The organism is Parachlamydia sp., from assembly GCF_050255895.1.
Classification (GTDB): domain Bacteria; phylum Chlamydiota; class Chlamydiia; order Chlamydiales; family Parachlamydiaceae; genus Parachlamydia; species Parachlamydia acanthamoebae.
The window spans coordinates 1-15,736 of record NZ_JBFWIR010000072.1; the positions used below are offsets into that span (position 1 = coordinate 1).

Genomic DNA, 15,736 nt, shown 5'->3' on the forward strand with positions numbered 1-15,736 from the left:
TTTATGAATAATGATTGCTTTATTGTTTTCTTCAATTTTTTTCCAATTTTTAGCGGAATTCAAATTCCATCCTAAGATTGAAGTAAAATGAGAAGCAAGGGTTCCAAAAAAGTGGACCACAGATTTGACTCCCTTTTTTAAGGTTCCAAAAGAGCGGTCATTGACCAGTTTCATGTTTGGATATTTTGCGGCAACAGCTGTTGCCACGCCTCCACCCAGTGACCATCCATGTAGAATGATATTTTCGGGGGGAACCCCTTGATGAAGAAGGTATTGCACCATGGCTTCTCCATCCAAAACCAAATCGTTCGCTCTTGTGGGACTTTTTTCGCTGTGCCCCACTCCTCGGTAATTTCCTGAATAGACATTGATCCCAAGTTCTTTGGACAATTTTTGATGAACAGTTAAATAACGTTCATAAGCAAAGTTATTACCATTAAAAAAAACTAACCATTTTTGTTCTTTTGGAGCTTTTCTGGATTCTTCAGGATGTAAAATGGCGGCCGTATCAAGTTTGACTTTATCAACTGCTTGAATCGTGATTCGCTTCATTTGGTATTGCGGATCCATTTTTTCATTCAGAAATTTATTCCGTTTTTGATCCAAATAAAGTCGTTTTAAACGATGCTGTGAGGGGACAATGATTCTGCCCGTCATTTTTTGCATGGCAGATTTCGCTAAGAGCAGAGGGAACATGGCAGCAGAAAACAAACAGAAAGAAATTTTAGTTAATTTGTTGCGCTTTTTTTGTGGAGGATAGTGGGGAGCTCTAAACTCTGGTTCTCCAAGCTTATCTATACGTGTCATAATATCCTTTATCTGAAATCCGCTTTCTGAATATTCAATAACTTTCTAATGGTGTCCAGTAGGCTAATGCCATTAGGATCCCAGAGGTCATCATACACATCAAGAAAAGAAGGGGGCGTAACGTGTGCGTTACCATAAAATCTATTGTTATATTTCCCTCTAGAGCGGATATAAGTATCCGGCTTGTAATCTTGTGGGTAATTTTTGTCGTAATCGCGTTTCTTCGCTTTTAATTTTCGTCTTTCTTTTTTTGCTTTTTTATCGTCCTCACTCATGGACGATTCTTTTAATCCTTTGTACAACGAAGCCTTATAAGGAATAACAGGGTCGTCTTTGTGGAAAAGAAGGGCTTTATTGTTGTTATCAATTTTTTTCCAATTTTCGAGTGAATTCAAATTCCATTTTAGAGGGCCGATGAGGCGAGAAGCAAGTCCTCCAATCACAGGCAGAAGATGTGAAACTTCCTTTTTTAGGGTGCTAAAAGAGCGATCATTTACAAGGCGAATCCCTTTTTCAGGGAATTCTTCATTTTGATGTAAAGCTGCCACATGTGTGGCAACGGCTCCTCCAAGCGACCAGCCGTAAAGAACGATATTTTCAGGTTGAATCCCTTGGTTCAATAGGTATTGAACCATCGCTTCTCCATCGATGACCAAGTCTTCTGCTTTTGAGGGGCTTTTTTCACTGTAGCCAACGCCTCTGTAATTACCTGCATAAATGTTAACTCCAAGTCTGCCGAAGAGTATTTGTAATTCAGGAACCATTTCTTCATAAGTCATTCCATTTCCGTTAAAGAAGACGAGCCATTTTTGATCTTTTGGATCTTTTGCTGCTTCTGATGCGTGCGTAATTGTCATGGTGTCTAGTTTCACACCATCTGCCGTTTGAATAGTGAAACGATTTTGATTTTTGCTGAATAGGGGGCCGGTAGCGGCGTCGTAATATTCATCTAATGTTTTTTTAGAGCTAAACTGGCTTGGCAAAATAATTTTTCCGACTAACTTCTGTAATCCACGTTTTGCAACACGCGGCAAAAAAAAGAGAGGGGCTAGAAGTTTGTGTGTGATTTTGCTTTTTTTAGCTTTTTCTAGTTCTTTTTTCTCTTGAATTTTAAAAATGTCCTGATGATTTTGAACACTAAAAACAGGAGATCCAAATCTTTCAGTTTGCATAAATTTCCTCGTTTTTCGTCCAATTATACCCTAAAATTTTTTATTTATCAATAGTTTTGATTTTATTGTTTTTTGTTTAATTAAAGAACGAATTTATTTATTATAAAGGGGTTTTTGTGTGACTAGTTTATCAATATCTAGAATGAATAGTCGTGATGATATGACTCCAAATGAAGTCATTGTACCTGTTTATATAAAACGTAAGCTTTCTCAATCCATTGCATATGAGGATGGGAGGGTTGATGCTGTTGTCCTAGTGACCTTATTAGAAAAAAATGAGAAAAGTCTTGAGCCCGTTTTTGCAGAGCATCGCTTTGCCGTTCTAACTAAACAGAATGAACGCTTTATGAGCTTGACTATTCATAGAAACAAAATGGCGGATATTGTACCAGAGGAACACCTTCGAGAATTATTAATTAAAGAAGGCGAAAACGCAAAAAAGCGACTCCTTGCGCAGTCTTTTAGAAGGTATGACGAGACTTTTATTCATTTTTTTAAAGATGATAAGTACAATGAATATCGAAGTTTTTACTTGGGAGAAACAAACGTTTTCCCTGAGATTAAGGAAGAGAGAGAAAAGGCTGAGCCTCAAACCCCACGAGAGAAAAACGAAAAAAAAACGCGTCGATTTTTTAAAAATCCTTTTGCAAAAAAAACATCAAATAATTAGGTGCATAATATGAGTTATCCTGCCTATTGGTATCCGAGTAGAAATTTGTCAGACTGTGAAAAATTTCCTGAACCATGTGTAAAATACAATGGAAAAATTCCTGTTTATACACGAAAAAAACCTTATTATCCCGGGGATAAACGTCCCATGTATGAAGGAATTCTCGTTAAACATGCCAATCGGCTTTTCAAAAAAATGGAAAAGGCCGATACGCAGGAGATAAAAACTCAAAAAAGGCATAGAATTATTGAGATTTTTGGAAATGATCCCGATTTAGGAAGTTGTTTTGGACTTTTAGAAATAGAAGGAAAAAAAGTGGTGAGTTTGACAGTGCACAAAAGAGAAGTGGAAAAATTAACCGGTTCTTCGTTTTTATTAGAAATGGAAGTGGATGGAAAACCGGCGATTTACTTTGTAGATAGTGACGTTAGAGTGGATGCATTTGAGGACTCAGAATACATGGAGCATACGGACAAATTTGTCAACGCAATCGACGCACCGAAGGCAGTGACCCCCCCCTCAGTTCAAACTAAAAAAAAGGGACTAATTGGGTTAGTGGGTAGGATTATGACAAAAATTTTCCGCTAAAGAATCGTTTAATTATTCAAGGAGCCTGAAGCCGCAGGCTCTATTTTTTTTCTTTCTCAATTTCAGCTTGTGTTTTTCTCAAGTACAGAATCTCAATGTCTCCCTCTGATGAAACATGACCCATTTGAATCTCTTCTTGAGCCGCTTCATATAAAGCTTGTGGAGAGGGAGCTGCTTCAACCCATTCTTTCTGTAGCGAAGGATAGGCTTGAAGGATTTTAGGTTGCAAAATCGATAAATTGGCTGAAATTAACACCCCACTTTTTTCAATTTCTTGTGCTAAATCGGCTAAAAGGCAAAGTTTAGGTTTGCTTTCAAAAGAAATTTTTCCCTGATTGAGCTCCCCCGATTGAATATAAACGCCCCCAATGCGGGCGTCAATTAGTGCTGAAAAGTGGCAATCTCTTGTCGGGATCCAGCTTTTTAAACTGGAAACACCCACTAAGGGGATTTTTAAGGAATAAGAGAGCATTTTGGCACTCATGACTCCCATTCTCAGACCTGTATAGGAACCAGGACCGGCACCACAAATGATTTTAGTAAGATCATGAGGGCCTATTTTCAAGAAGGATAATCCTTCTTGAATGGCAGGAAGCAGGTAGGAGGAACTGCTATGTCCAAAAGGAAAAGCTTGTTGATAGACAACGGCGGTGTCTGCAAAAATTGCAATTAAACCCCGCTCAGTACTTGTTTCAATTAAAAGAGAATAGTTCATGGTTACAATTCTATGGGCATGGGGACAATAAGTTGTTGTAGCGTACGTACGAAATAATTATCTGTCATTCCAGAAATGTAGTCGAATAATTGCTGGATTTCAGAAGTTTGCGAACGATAGCTATCCGTTTTGTTATGAAGAAAATGTGTCCACAGATGGCTATTTTCTCCATTTGTTTGATGATCCTTCAACAGGGTTTCTAGCAAGATTCGGTAACTTCGCTGTACCTTTTTAGATTCAACTTTTAGCAAGGGGTGGACGTAGATATGCTTAAAATTGAATTTTCGTAGGATTTTTAAAGCATCCAAAACTTCTTCAGAAATGGCGATATAATCTTTCCCGTAGCTGTTTTTGATCATGTCTCGAGCTACATAGGAGAGGATTTCTCCATTTGACGTTCCTAGGATTGTTTGAGGGACCATTTCGCGATCTAAAATTTTTAAATGGATAGCGTCTTCAATATCCCTCCCTAAATAGCTAATCGTGTCGCAAAGTTTAACTAGGCATCCTTCCATTGTGCCTGGAATAATATTGAAATCAGGATCCTTTAATTTTAAATCTCTTTCATTAAAGTGATCATCCCAGGTTTTCCCAAATTTAGGCTTGAGAATATGTCCTTGCATTCCACCATCATGGCAAAGAAAGCCATCATAGACATTTAAGCCTAGATTGAGGGGTTCGATATGTGTAAACAAGTGACAAGATTGCCAGGGATGAGCAAAAGCGGGTAACCCATATTCTTGTGCAAGTGTGGAAAGGTATCGCTCACCTTCATGTCCAAAAGGGGGGTGACCAACATCATGACCCAGGGCAATGGCTTCAACTAAATCGAGATTAAGACGCAGAATCTCTGCGATGCCACGCGCAAAGTTGCTAACAAGTTGGACGTGCAGACTGCGGTGGGTGATGTGATCATTTTTTACAAGATAGACAACTTGAGTTTTGTCCACATAGCGTGCATAGGCCTTAGAATGCACAATGCGATCGACATCGCGTTTGTAAGGAAGTCGATGGTCTTGCTGAGGGCCAAAATAGCGGCTATGGTTTTTGGAAAAGGCTGCGTGTGCATGTAAATAATGTGTTTCGCTCTCTTCAACAAAATGGCGATGAACCGCAAAAAAATCTCCTTCAGTCAAATCCAGAGTGGGCTGCTTTTTTAATGTATGCATTAGGCTACTGAGGGGGTAATAAGGTTTTGATATTCTTTTTGAACGCGTTCATGGATTTCTTTAAGTCTTATATGTCCTTCTTTCTCGCCATACGTTTTTTGAAGGATAGAAAGTCCTTCAAGCCCTTTAGGGAGAACTTTTTCAAAAAGCTTAAAGGCTTTTTTCTCGTTATCTGCTCTTTTGCAGATATCTTTATAGGTTTTAAATGATTCAAAAAGATCGTCGAAAAAGAGGTTGAGCGCCTCTAAATTTTGAGGATTCGGATCTTTTTTATGACCAAACCATCCGGTTAACTTGATCATTTCAAATTTTTTTTCATCATTTTCTTGAATATCTTGTCCCTCTTTGATTTCGGTGATCACAGATAGGTTTTCGAGCAAAGTATCGAGATTCTCCGCATGCTTCTCTTCAAGGTAAAGAGGTTGCATTTTATGAATATTAGGCTCAATTTGCTCTGCCAATTTTGCCCATGCACTTAAGGGGGCAATCCACCCAAATTTCATATAAGAGCAACCTATCACAGCAAGGTTCGAAGATGCGTATTTCAGCACAGCACTCATTTCAGCAAAGTCAAGATCATTAGCAAACGCATTTTCTGGAGAACAGCTATTCATTTTGACGGGATATCGAATGTGTGTTTCAAAATCTGTTAAATTTTTTTCAAACAAGAATTTGATAGATCTTGCTCGCGAAGTTACACCACCGGGAATGTCTTGAGAGGCTTTTTGGCACGTGTTATTGATTTGTTCGTAGGGATAAAAAGAAATAGATTGATTGAGAATTAACATGAGTTCGATGAATTTAATCCGCATCAAAGGTTCGATAAGCTCTTCAGAATGCCCAGAGGCATCGGCGATTTTCTTCATCATATCAGGAGAAAAACGGGTATTTTCTTTTAATTGGATGAGTCGTTCACAGACGAGATTTCTTTTTTGGTCCTCTGAATCCCTGTACTTTGTGATGAGTTCATCTAAAATCTCATCAAGAAAATTTGCAGAGAGACCTGTTTGTGGGAAGAAGTTTAAAATATTTCTAAGGGTTATGTTTTTATCGATATTTTTGATGATTTGGATCGTCTCTTCTGGATTCTCATATAAATATTGCTCATAGAGATTTCGAATTTTGTCAAATAGGGTATCGTCCAATGCCAGAGGCTCATGTTGGATCTCCACTACAAAACCTTCAGAACGTTCAAGAAAATCTTGTGTAAATAATTTAATGCCTGTAACGAGGTTCTCTCGAAATTGAAGCCATGTATCTTTACCAGGTCGACTTCCAGAAGTCCGCTTGAATTGCAAATCGAGTAGGGTCGACTGAAGGGGAATATGATGTTCTTCACTTTCTTTAAATTGTTCTTTGTCTTGATACAATTCACTTAATGTAAAACAGAGCTCGGATTCAGGGAGATGATCCTTACCAATTAAAATAATTTGGATAAGGCGCGCCACTTTTATGCGTTGAACATTGTTATAAGCTAAAGAGGTCAGATGAGGGAAGTGTTTCTTGACAACCTGAATGGCATTTTGAAATTGGTAAAGAGAGGCTTTGATCAAAGGTTGGTCCTCTACTTCAATGAGGCAAATCTCTGAAAAGGGATCGAATTGAGATTGAAATTCCTGGTGCAAATCTGGAGTTTTAGTTAATGCGCGCTGCCAACTGTCATCAAAGCGCTTATCTGCTTCAAGAAAAAAACGCTTATCTCTAGGGTTTTTTTCTAGTTCATGACGAATGCGCTCACCATATTCTTTCCTAATTCCAGGCGTCAACACATCTAAAGCTATGCCCTTTTTTATAGGAAAACGTAAGGGTTGATCATCACGCAGTAAAGTTGGGGATGGTGTGGGGGAAGGAGGAGGAGATGGTTCGAATGGTGTGTTAATATGATTGACGTTTGCTTTAATTTTTCTAAGTGCTTTATTGATTTTATTGAGATTTTCTTGGGCAGCTCCGACGGTTTGTAAGCGTTTAAAAACTCTTTTGATCGAGTCTATCTTTTCTAATGAATAGCAGGCCGGTAGTTTTGGGTGTTCGTTTTCAAATTCGCTTTTAAACCCCTTAGAAATTTTTTTTAGATCCCCGATCACAGCTTCTGATACCCACTTAACATTGGGCCATTTATGGGTTTTAAATGCAAAAATTGCTAGGCGGTAGAAAAATAAGCGAGTATGATCCCAAGCAATGCTGAGGCTGCTAAGTTTTTTTTCGTAACGAGTGCCATGCTTGTTGATGAAAGTTTCTGTTCTAGCACAAGGAATTAAATGTAAATAACTTGAGATCGATAGTTTAGATGTCATATACGCCGCTGTCCTTTTCAATTGATCTTAGCATATCGAATTTTCGTTTTCATGGAAATGGAAGTCGAAAACGAGAAAAAAAGAACTATAGGAAGTCTTTGGCCAATGATTATAGGGAAAAATGTTTAACGGTCAAAGAATCTTTATTTGGTATAATTAAAACATGACACATCATTTACTATTTGATCTCAAAAAAAGAGATCAAAAAATTGAGGAATCTGGAATAGCTAACCTTGAGGATTGAAAAATTTGTTCAAAACGATTAAAATCACCTCTTTTGACTTGTTTTAATCTCAATTTGAGTGGCTTAGCTAACAACCAGGGTCGAAAGACGCATTTAGGACAGTTTGTGAAGGACACATAAAATAAAAAAACTTGAGGCATAATTTGATTCCAGAGAATGAAAATAACCCGCTAGATGTTGAATTTGAAAATGCTTTGTTAGAATCCATAGACAAAGCACCGAAAGATATCAAGCAAGGATCTGCTTTACCGAATGATCTCTATGTATTTCCCTTACTACGCCGCCCATTTTTTCCTGGAATGGCAGCTCCTATTGTCATTGAACCAGGTCCATTTTATGAAATTTTAAAGCAAATTGCAAAATCTGATCATAAATGTGTCGCTCTTTTTCTGACAAAATCCGAAGATTCCGATATTTATAAAGTCAATTTTGATGAACTGTATCAAGTTGGTGTAATGGCACGTATTCTTAGAATTATCCCCATGGAGCAAGGAAGTGCTCAGGTGATTCTAAATATGGAAAAAAGGATCAAATTCGAAGAGCCTTTATTAGATGAGTCTTTTCATCTAAAAGCAAAAGTTGCCTATATTGAGGATAGTCCTATTTTGACTAATGAGCTAAAAGCCTATGCCATTAGCATCATTTCCACAATTAAAGAACTCCTCAAACTCAATCCTCTTTTTAAGGAGGAACTGCAAATTTTTCTGGGGCATTCCGATTTTACAGAGCCTGGAAAATTGGCGGACTTTGCAGTTGCCTTAACGACAGCTTCAAGAGAAGAACTGCAAGATGTTTTAGAGACTTTCGATCCCGGTCGACGCATTGATAAAGCGTTGATCTTGTTAAAAAAAGAATTAGATTTAAGCATTTTACAGAATAATATTAATCAAAAAATTGAAGCGACCATCTCAAAAAGCCAGAAAGATTTCTTCCTGCGTGAACAACTCAAAACCATTAAAAAGGAATTGGGGATTGAGCGTGATGATAAGTCTTTAGATCGAGAGAAGTTTGAAACACGCCTTAAAAGTCGCAATGTTCCTGCAGATGTTTTGCAAGTCATTAAAGAAGAAATGGACAAACTTAGCGCTCTTGAACCTCAATCTGCAGAGTATGCGGTTTGTCGTGGTTATTTAGACTGGTTGACCATTATCCCTTGGGGCATCCATTCCGAAGAGCGACATGATTTACAAGAAGCTGAAAAAATTCTAGCTAAAGACCATTATGGTCTAGAAGATATCAAAGAACGTATTTTGGAATTCATTGGTGTTGGCAAACTTTCTGGTGGGGTAAAGGGTAGTATCATTTGCTTAGTAGGTCCTCCAGGAGTTGGTAAAACAAGTATTGGGAAAAGTATTGCTCGTTCTTTGAACCGAAAATTCTATCGTTTTTCGGTCGGGGGTATGCGCGATGAGGCAGAAGTGAAAGGGCATCGTAGAACCTACATTGGGGCTATGCCAGGTAAGCTCATTCAAGCATTGAAGTTTTGCCAGACCACAAATCCAGTGATTATGTTGGATGAAGTAGATAAAATGGGGAGCAGCTATCAAGGAGATCCTGCTTCGGCTTTGCTAGAAGTGCTCGATCCCGAACAAAACTGTGAGTTTTTGGATCACTACCTCGATGTGCGTTGCAATCTCTCCGACATTCTTTTTATTGTGACAGCGAACGTTTTAGATACGATTCCTGAGCCTTTAAAAGATCGGATGGATATCTTGCGATTGTCTGGCTATATCATGCAGGAAAAAATTGAGATTGCGAAAAAATACTTAATTCCACGCAACCGTAAAGCGATGGGTCTAAAAGCATCTCAAGTGTCTTTTACAAATGATGCTTTACGTGCTATTATCAATGGTTATGCGCGAGAATCAGGCGTGAGAAGCCTCGAAAACAATCTGAAAAAGATTTTGAGAAAGCTGGCTGTCAAGATTGTGCGAGAAGAGCAAGCAGAGGTAAACACGAAGAAGAAGAAATCGTCTAAGCAACCGACAGCGCGTGAAAAGATGCACCGTATCAGCGCTGATTCTTTATCGGAATACCTGGGGAAACCTGTGTTTGTTTCCGATCGTTTTTATGAGCGTACGCCTGTTGGTGTATGCATGGGCTTGGCTTGGACCGCTCTTGGAGGCGCAACTCTTTACATTGAAGCGATTAAGGTCGCTTCTGAAAAAACGGAAATGAAACTGACTGGGCAGGCTGGTCAGGTGATGAAGGAATCTTCCGAAATTGCTTGGAGCTATTTGCATAGTTCTGTGCATAAGTATGCACCAGAATATACTTTCTTTGAAAAATCCCAGGTGCATATTCATATTCCAGAAGGCGCAACGCCAAAAGATGGCCCTTCTGCTGGGATTACCATGGTAACAGCCTTGTTATCCCTTTTGACAAACACACCTGTTTTAGATGATTTGGGCATGACTGGCGAGCTGACCTTGACTGGGCGGATTTTGGGAATTGGAGGCGTGAAAGAAAAGCTGGTGGCATCTCGTCGCTCAGGTTTAAAAACGTTGATCTTCCCAAAAGACAATATGCGTGATTATGCAGAATTGCCGGATTATATCAAAAAAGGTTTGACGGTTTATTTTGTTGAGCACTATGACGAGGTCTTTCAGATCGCTTTTCCCCAAAGACGGCGATAAGAGGCTTGCATGGAAAAGACTTGGAAAAAAGCGTGCGAAAAAAAAGTTTGCCCACCTGATCAAATAGAGAGTTTTGTGGCAGGTATTCGGCAAGCCGGGAAAACGATCGCAACGTTGAATGGATCTTTTGATCTTTTGCATGCCGGCCATCTTCAAATTTTATTTGAAGCTTCACAGGTTGGGGATTGTTTAATTGTCGCGTTAAATACCGACCGTTCGATCCAGGCATATAAAAATCCTTTGCGACCAATTATCTCACTCGAGTATCGAATAGAGATGATGGCTGCTTTAGAATTTGTATATGCTGTCACGTGGTTTGATGAAACAGATCCCCGCAGTATTCTTTCAAAAATCAAACCTGATGTTCATGTAAATGGCTCGGAGTATGGACTAAACTGCATCGAAGCGGACATTGTTAAAGCGCACGGTGGACGGATACATATTGTGGACTTAGTACCAGGACTGTCTACATCGCAGATTGTGCAAAAAGTTGCTGCGATTCACTAAAGGAATAGACATGCGGTTAATTCATACATTTAATGACCCTAATCTTGCTCAGGATTTTGCGCTCTTTTTGACAAACCAGAGAGTTGAATATCAGCTTGAACAAAATGTCAATAAGGATTGGGGAAGCCCCGATTATGGGCTAATGACAAGTGACATCTGGATTATCAATGAAGAAGATGTTGAAAAAGTGCAAGGGTGGCTAGACGCATTTTCTCGAAATCCTAACGATCAGATGTTTAAGAAAAGTGAGGGAAACGCGGAGCTCATTCCAGTAGAGGAACTACTTTCCCCTGAAGAGGAAACACCATCCTATTTTCACCGTCAAAAAGGAAATCCTTCCGCGAGTTCTCAGTCAATGGGGCGTGTTACACTTTATTTTTTACTAACCTGCATTTTAATTTTCTTCGTCAGTCAGTTTACGACACCTGAATTCGAGACTCCTGCAACAAATATCCCTTACCCAGTTTCGCTGTCACCCATCAAAAAAGTACTGCTCTATGACTATCCAAGGGCTTTTGAGCTTCTCGATCAGTTTGTTAAAAAGTTTGGTTTGGAGAAATTGCAAAATCCGATAACTGCACCACCCGAGGCAAAAGCCCTTTTGCAAGAATTTTCCCAAACACCCTATTGGGAAGGGGTGTACGATCAAATTGTGCTCCATTTTCAGCATCCCGATACTTCCTGGGAGTTCAAAGCACCGATGTTTGAAAAAATCAAGCAAGGGGAAATTTGGAGAGTATTTACACCCGCGCTTCTCCACAGTGATCTATTCCATCTGTTTTTTAATATGATTTGGCTGATCGTAATTGGGAAGCAAATGGAGCAACGCATTGGAAAAGGCAAATACATTTTGTTTATTTTGTTGACAGGTGTATTTTCCAACACAGCTCAATATTTGATGAGCGGTTCAAATTTTTTGGGTTTTTCAGGCATTTTATGTGCCATGATCGCCTTTATTTGGGTGAGACAACGGCATGCGGCTTGGGAAGGTTATCAAGTACAAAGAGCTACCCTAGGGTTTATCTTATTTTTTATTATGACGATGTTAGGGATTCAGCTTATCTCATTTGCTTTTGAAGTGATCCAGCATACAGCTATATCCCCAGGGATTGCCAACACCGCTCACTTAAGCGGTGCTTTGCTTGGCTATATATTAGGAAAAATGCCTTTTTTTTCTTGGAAAGGCAATTAATTACTCCGTCGAATGTTTGAAATGGATAAGGACGTAACCTGCTGCAATGACAGAAAAAAGACAAGCAGCAAAGAAGATTGAAATTCCACAATGGGTTTTCCAGTTTAATTTTGGAGGCTCTTTAAATGCGTTTTCAATAAGAAGAGGTGAGCTAGGATCTGTTGAGGGGCGAATCATTCTATTGATGCGGCCTAAAAGAAGGGTCGCCTGCCTTCCGAGTGTCGCTTGTTTTTCTGCAAGTTCTTGCTGTTGTTTTACAATCTCCTTGATTTGTTTCTCTAAGTCTTTTGCTTCTGAGTTAACGGTAGCGCTGTGGGGTTGTGAGAGGGCCTGATCTCTTAGGAAGGCAGGAAACGCTGTTATTGGAAAGCTCATAATTTTAACCTAATTTACGAATGCTAAATTTGAAGTAGATATTCTATGTTTATTCCTTTATAATTATTCAAAGAAATAAACTTATTAACCTGAAAAAACATAGTCTTTTTCCGAATTTTCTTAAAGTTAAATATGAGCGTTCGAGACCTTATTATCTTAGGCACTTCAAGCCAGCAACCCACCCGCTATCGTAACCATGGCGCTTATCTTTTTCGCTGGAATAATGAAGGCTTTTTGTTTGATCCGGGAGAAGGGACACAAAGGCAATTTATCTTTGCTAATGTCGCTCCAACGGTGATCAACCGTATTTTTATTTCCCATTTTCATGGAGACCATTGCTTAGGGCTTGGTTCCATTCTCATGCGTCTTAACCTTGATAAAGTGACGCATCCCATCCATTGTTACTATCCTGCAAGCGGCAAAAGATACTTTGATCGCCTTCGTTATGGGACTATTTATCACGAAAATATCCATGTGATTGAACATCCTGTTTCTGAAGCAGGTGTGGTGCATGACGATGGAGCTTTCAAAATTGAAGCGACATTCTTAGACCATGCGGTAGAAAATATCGGATGGAGAATCACAGAAGCAGATACCCGCAAATTTGACAGTGAAAAATTACGTGCATACGGCATTTTGGGACCTAAGGTTAAAGAATTGCAAAAGCATGGACATTTAACCATTGATGGGAATCCCGTTTCACTCGACGATGTGAGTCATATTCGCAAAGGTGATAGCATCGCGATCGTGATTGATACGCGAGTATGTCCGCAGGCAGTGGAAATTGCAAAAAATGCCAAGATGTTGCTTTGCGAAAGTACTTATTTAGAAGAGCATCAAGAGCTCGCTTATCGTCACTACCATATGACAGCTAAACAAGCGGCACAGTTAGCCAAAGATGCCAATGTGAAAGAACTCATTTTAACCCATTTCTCAGCACGCTATCTCAATGTAGGAAAAATGGAAACCGAAGCACGTACCATCTTTCCTCAGACACATGCAGCGGAAGATTTGAAAGTTTTTCCATTCATAAAAGAATAGAAAACAGCACATCTGCTTCCTAGCCAGTTTAAAAGGCATGCAGTCGATCATTTAAAATTTTTGCAAATGCGATAATTTCATAGACAAAAAGCCCTCTTTTTTTACAAGATCAATCTTTGATCACAATCAATGAGGGTTTTAACGTGTTTATCGAAGCTGCCTATCGCTTTCTGGAATACTTACGAATTATTAAAAATGCGTCGGAACATACTGTTCGTAATTACGCTATCGATTTAAATGCCTTAAAAGAGTATCTAGAGCACGACCTCCTACCTGAGGAAGAAGATGAAAAGCTCCCCCCCAAGATTCGTTATAATGAGCCCTTCTCCGAAAGATTGAAAACCTATGATGCTGCATTAGTTTTAGACACCATTACGCGCAAAACAATTCGAGGCTTTCTTGCCCATTTGAGCGATAATCAAGTCCATAAGCGTACAGTCGTGCGCAGACTCTCCTCTTTGCGAACATTTTTTAAATATACCCTTGCGCAAAAATGGATTTCAGCTAATCCGACGGAAGAGCTTGAATCGCCGCGGGTAGAAAAAAAGGTGCCCAATTCACTCTCTTACGATCAAGTGCAAACGTTGTTTGATCAACCCGATACAAAAACGTTTCTAGGGTTTAGAGATCGCGTCATTATGGAGCTTTTCTATAGCTCTGGTCTTCGTGTGAGTGAACTTGTTGCCCTAGATCGACAAGAATTTGATCCAAAAAATCTTTTGATTAAACTAAAAGGAAAAGGAAAGAAAGAGCGGATTGTTCCGATTACCAAAAATGCAGCGAATTGGATTAATGCTTATCTAACCCATCCTGAAAGATGCGTAGAAATAGATGGGCATTTTGCGCAGCAAGATTCAAATGCTATTTTCTTAAATCGCCTTGGAACACGGCTCACAACACGTTCGGTGGATCGGAAATTTGATAAATACCTCACAGCCAGTGGATTAATTGGAAAAGTCACGCCTCACACCATTCGGCACACCATTGCGACACATTGGTTAGAAAATGGAATGGATCTAAAAACGATTCAAATGATTTTAGGGCATATCTCTTTAGCCACCACTACCATCTACACACAAGTTTCAAAAGGGCTTAAGAAGAAGGTGTACGATCAAACCCATCCAAGAGCCTGATGGGGCATTGTAAGAGCAATGAAACGATTAAAATTATCGTTATAGGAAAAATCTTAGAAGATTGGTATATTGTTGTGCAGGAAAATCTTGAAGCCTCTGGTGGTTATTTGATTGAATCTCCACAGATAGAGATTTCAGTTCAGAAGGAATGGGAAGACAAGCAGAATCTGGTGATATAATGGATTTCACACCTGCACAAATTTCATTTCACAGCTAACTTGTTTAATTGTTTAGAAATGAGTATGGGCGAAATCGTGCGAATCGAAGAATGTATTTTTTTAGCCTTTGGAACATCTGTGCAGTTGGACTGCGGTGATTATCATAAACGATTTCGACTAAATCTTTTATAGGCAATAATTCATCCATATTCTTTTCATCTAATCTTTTTATCTCTATGTGACCTAAAGTCATTTCTGTGTAAAATTCACCTAATAAATGATCGAGTAAAATAAATGTGGCAGTCTGCCACTCTTCGGAATCGGAAAAATTCCTGAGGTATAATTCAAGATGGATTTTCCCATCCATTTTTTCGTATTTGAAAAAGGCATCGGACAGATTTATTTTAACATTTTGATAGATGATTTGAGTAAAGTTTCGAGGTTGACGGAAAGCGATAATCGTCCATTTTTTAAAAAAAGGGGCTTGGCTAACTAAATTAACCACAATAGGGAATAAGCTTTTGATCCCATCAGCAGAAATGACAAGTTCCTTTGTTCCATCCTCTAGAACTTGGCTAAATTCAAAAACTAAATCAGGGTGCACTTTGCTCAACGATGCGTGAAGATTTGAGAAAAGGACATCTTGATTCTTTTCAAAATAAAAATAATCTTCAGCGTTGTTTGAAAACCATTCCCAAAAATTCTTTATGCTTGTGTCATCCATAAAAAACAACTCTCGGTGTTTTAGGTAAATTTTTACAAAAAAATTACCTAAAATGCCATTCAGCTGCAATTAAAAATTTCTTGAGAGCACCCATTTACTTATAGAAAATTTGTTTTTATTTTCTATCAAAAGGGGAATGAAGGATCTAGTTAATTGATTTACAAGGACAAACTTCATCATCGAATAAGAGACTTTCTCTGAATTAAATAATACAGGCTATTCTTCTAACTACCAACCGAGTCATAGCAAGATAAAACATTGATAAACTGCTTGTTGCAATTAACTCATAATCCTTACTTAATCGACGACAT

At 38.8% G+C, this 15,736-nt stretch carries 15 protein-coding genes and 1 pseudogene; 8 read left to right on the top strand and 8 right to left on the bottom strand.

The genetic code is table 11. The features are described from left to right. Both AB7E63_RS11360 and AB7E63_RS11365 read right to left on the bottom strand, forming a co-directional pair. Positions 1 to 807: alpha/beta hydrolase (locus AB7E63_RS11360; protein ID WP_428419542.1), on the bottom strand; the 807-nt coding region annotated here is incomplete at its 3' end. Positions 808 to 815: 8 nt separating this feature from the next. Continuing rightward, the gene (locus AB7E63_RS11365) at positions 816 to 1,979 is read right to left on the bottom strand and encodes an alpha/beta hydrolase (RefSeq protein ID WP_428419544.1); all 1,164 of its coding nucleotides are present in this window, start codon (positions 1,977 to 1,979) and stop codon (positions 816 to 818) included. A 118-nt stretch (positions 1,980 to 2,097) separates the two neighbouring features. On the opposite strand from AB7E63_RS11365, the gene AB7E63_RS11370 reads away from it, so the two are divergent. Together AB7E63_RS11370 and AB7E63_RS11375 are read left to right on the top strand one after the other, a co-directional pair. Then, a complete protein-coding gene (locus tag AB7E63_RS11370; protein WP_284452775.1) occupies positions 2,098 to 2,649 on the top strand; it encodes a hypothetical protein in 552 nt (183 codons plus the stop codon). Between the two features lie 9 nt (positions 2,650 to 2,658). Continuing rightward, the gene (locus AB7E63_RS11375) at positions 2,659 to 3,237 is read left to right on the top strand and encodes a hypothetical protein (RefSeq protein ID WP_284452774.1); all 579 of its coding nucleotides are present in this window, start codon (positions 2,659 to 2,661) and stop codon (positions 3,235 to 3,237) included. 40 nt (positions 3,238 to 3,277) lie between these two features. Here AB7E63_RS11375 and tsaB read toward each other — a convergent pair whose 3' ends face one another. Genes tsaB through AB7E63_RS11390 form a run of 3 tightly spaced genes read right to left on the bottom strand, consistent with a single transcriptional unit; the run spans position 3,278 to position 7,415 of the window. Then, complete coding sequence (gene tsaB, locus AB7E63_RS11380) at positions 3,278 to 3,952, bottom strand: tRNA (adenosine(37)-N6)-threonylcarbamoyltransferase complex dimerization subunit type 1 TsaB (protein ID WP_284452773.1); 675 nt, start codon at positions 3,950 to 3,952, stop codon at positions 3,278 to 3,280. A gap of 2 nt (positions 3,953 to 3,954) precedes the next feature. Next, positions 3,955 to 5,121, bottom strand: coding sequence for a deoxyguanosinetriphosphate triphosphohydrolase family protein (locus AB7E63_RS11385; RefSeq protein ID WP_006340506.1), 1,167 nt, complete (start codon positions 5,119 to 5,121; stop codon positions 3,955 to 3,957). Further along, positions 5,121 to 7,415, bottom strand: a complete 2,295-nt coding sequence (locus AB7E63_RS11390; protein WP_284452772.1) for a hypothetical protein — start codon at positions 7,413 to 7,415, stop codon at positions 5,121 to 5,123. The genes AB7E63_RS11385 and AB7E63_RS11390 overlap by 1 nt, the downstream gene beginning before the upstream one ends. A gap of 387 nt (positions 7,416 to 7,802) precedes the next feature. On the opposite strand from AB7E63_RS11390, the gene lon reads away from it, so the two are divergent. The 3 genes from lon to AB7E63_RS11405 are packed head-to-tail and all read left to right on the top strand — an operon-like array spanning position 7,803 to position 11,994. Then, a complete protein-coding gene (lon, locus tag AB7E63_RS11395) occupies positions 7,803 to 10,295 on the top strand; it encodes an endopeptidase La (protein WP_284452771.1) in 2,493 nt (830 codons plus the stop codon). Positions 10,296 to 10,304: 9 nt separating this feature from the next. Further along, positions 10,305 to 10,802: an adenylyltransferase/cytidyltransferase family protein gene (locus AB7E63_RS11400; protein ID WP_006340502.1), complete on the top strand. Its 498-nt coding sequence runs from the start codon at positions 10,305 to 10,307 to the stop codon at positions 10,800 to 10,802. Positions 10,803 to 10,812: 10 nt separating this feature from the next. Continuing rightward, positions 10,813 to 11,994, top strand: a complete 1,182-nt coding sequence (locus tag AB7E63_RS11405; protein ID WP_284452770.1) for a rhomboid family intramembrane serine protease — start codon at positions 10,813 to 10,815, stop codon at positions 11,992 to 11,994. On the opposite strand, the gene AB7E63_RS11410 is transcribed toward AB7E63_RS11405, so the two are convergent. Beyond that, positions 11,995 to 12,369, bottom strand: coding sequence for a hypothetical protein (locus tag AB7E63_RS11410; RefSeq protein WP_284452769.1), 375 nt, complete (start codon positions 12,367 to 12,369; stop codon positions 11,995 to 11,997). A 132-nt stretch (positions 12,370 to 12,501) separates the two neighbouring features. Here AB7E63_RS11410 and AB7E63_RS11415 point away from each other — a divergent pair, with 132 nt between their 5' ends. The 3 genes from AB7E63_RS11415 (at position 12,502) to AB7E63_RS11425 (ending at position 14,722) form a co-directional block, all read left to right on the top strand. Next, on the top strand, positions 12,502 to 13,410 hold the full coding sequence (locus AB7E63_RS11415; RefSeq protein ID WP_006340499.1) for a ribonuclease Z: 909 nt from the start codon (positions 12,502 to 12,504) through the stop codon (positions 13,408 to 13,410). 143 nt (positions 13,411 to 13,553) lie between these two features. Beyond that, positions 13,554 to 14,543 (top strand): tyrosine recombinase XerC, encoded by a 990-nt coding sequence (locus AB7E63_RS11420; protein WP_284452768.1) that lies wholly within the window; start codon positions 13,554 to 13,556, stop codon positions 14,541 to 14,543. Then, positions 14,543 to 14,722, top strand: a complete 180-nt coding sequence (locus AB7E63_RS11425) for a hypothetical protein (protein WP_284452767.1) — start codon at positions 14,543 to 14,545, stop codon at positions 14,720 to 14,722. The genes AB7E63_RS11420 and AB7E63_RS11425 overlap by 1 nt, the downstream gene beginning before the upstream one ends. 43 nt (positions 14,723 to 14,765) lie before the next feature. Here the strand turns inward: AB7E63_RS11425 and AB7E63_RS11430 are convergent, their stop codons facing one another. Beyond that, positions 14,766 to 15,425, bottom strand: a complete 660-nt coding sequence (locus AB7E63_RS11430; protein ID WP_226987505.1) for a hypothetical protein — start codon at positions 15,423 to 15,425, stop codon at positions 14,766 to 14,768. Between the two features lie 202 nt (positions 15,426 to 15,627). Beyond that, positions 15,628 to 15,736, bottom strand: a pseudogene (locus tag AB7E63_RS11435) (IS5/IS1182 family transposase); the annotation flags it as partial.

What these genes read in the sequence shown, in the direction of transcription:
- AB7E63_RS11365 (WP_428419544.1), bottom strand. Translation starts at nt 1,979, where the DNA reads ATGCAAACTGAAAGATTTGGATCTCCTGTTTTTAGTGTTCAAAATCAT.
- AB7E63_RS11425 (WP_284452767.1), top strand. Translation starts at nt 14,543, where the DNA reads ATGGGGCATTGTAAGAGCAATGAAACGATTAAAATTATCGTTATAGGA.
- AB7E63_RS11405 (WP_284452770.1), top strand. Translation starts at nt 10,813, where the DNA reads ATGCGGTTAATTCATACATTTAATGACCCTAATCTTGCTCAGGATTTT.
- AB7E63_RS11375 (WP_284452774.1), top strand. Translation starts at nt 2,659, where the DNA reads ATGAGTTATCCTGCCTATTGGTATCCGAGTAGAAATTTGTCAGACTGT.
- AB7E63_RS11400 (WP_006340502.1), top strand. Translation starts at nt 10,305, where the DNA reads ATGGAAAAGACTTGGAAAAAAGCGTGCGAAAAAAAAGTTTGCCCACCT.
- tsaB (WP_284452773.1), bottom strand. Translation starts at nt 3,952, where the DNA reads ATGAACTATTCTCTTTTAATTGAAACAAGTACTGAGCGGGGTTTAATT.
- AB7E63_RS11430 (WP_226987505.1), bottom strand. Translation starts at nt 15,425, where the DNA reads ATGGATGACACAAGCATAAAGAATTTTTGGGAATGGTTTTCAAACAAC.
- AB7E63_RS11410 (WP_284452769.1), bottom strand. Translation starts at nt 12,369, where the DNA reads ATGAGCTTTCCAATAACAGCGTTTCCTGCCTTCCTAAGAGATCAGGCC.
- AB7E63_RS11390 (WP_284452772.1), bottom strand. Translation starts at nt 7,415, where the DNA reads ATGACATCTAAACTATCGATCTCAAGTTATTTACATTTAATTCCTTGT.
- AB7E63_RS11385 (WP_006340506.1), bottom strand. Translation starts at nt 5,121, where the DNA reads ATGCATACATTAAAAAAGCAGCCCACTCTGGATTTGACTGAAGGAGAT.
- AB7E63_RS11415 (WP_006340499.1), top strand. Translation starts at nt 12,502, where the DNA reads ATGAGCGTTCGAGACCTTATTATCTTAGGCACTTCAAGCCAGCAACCC.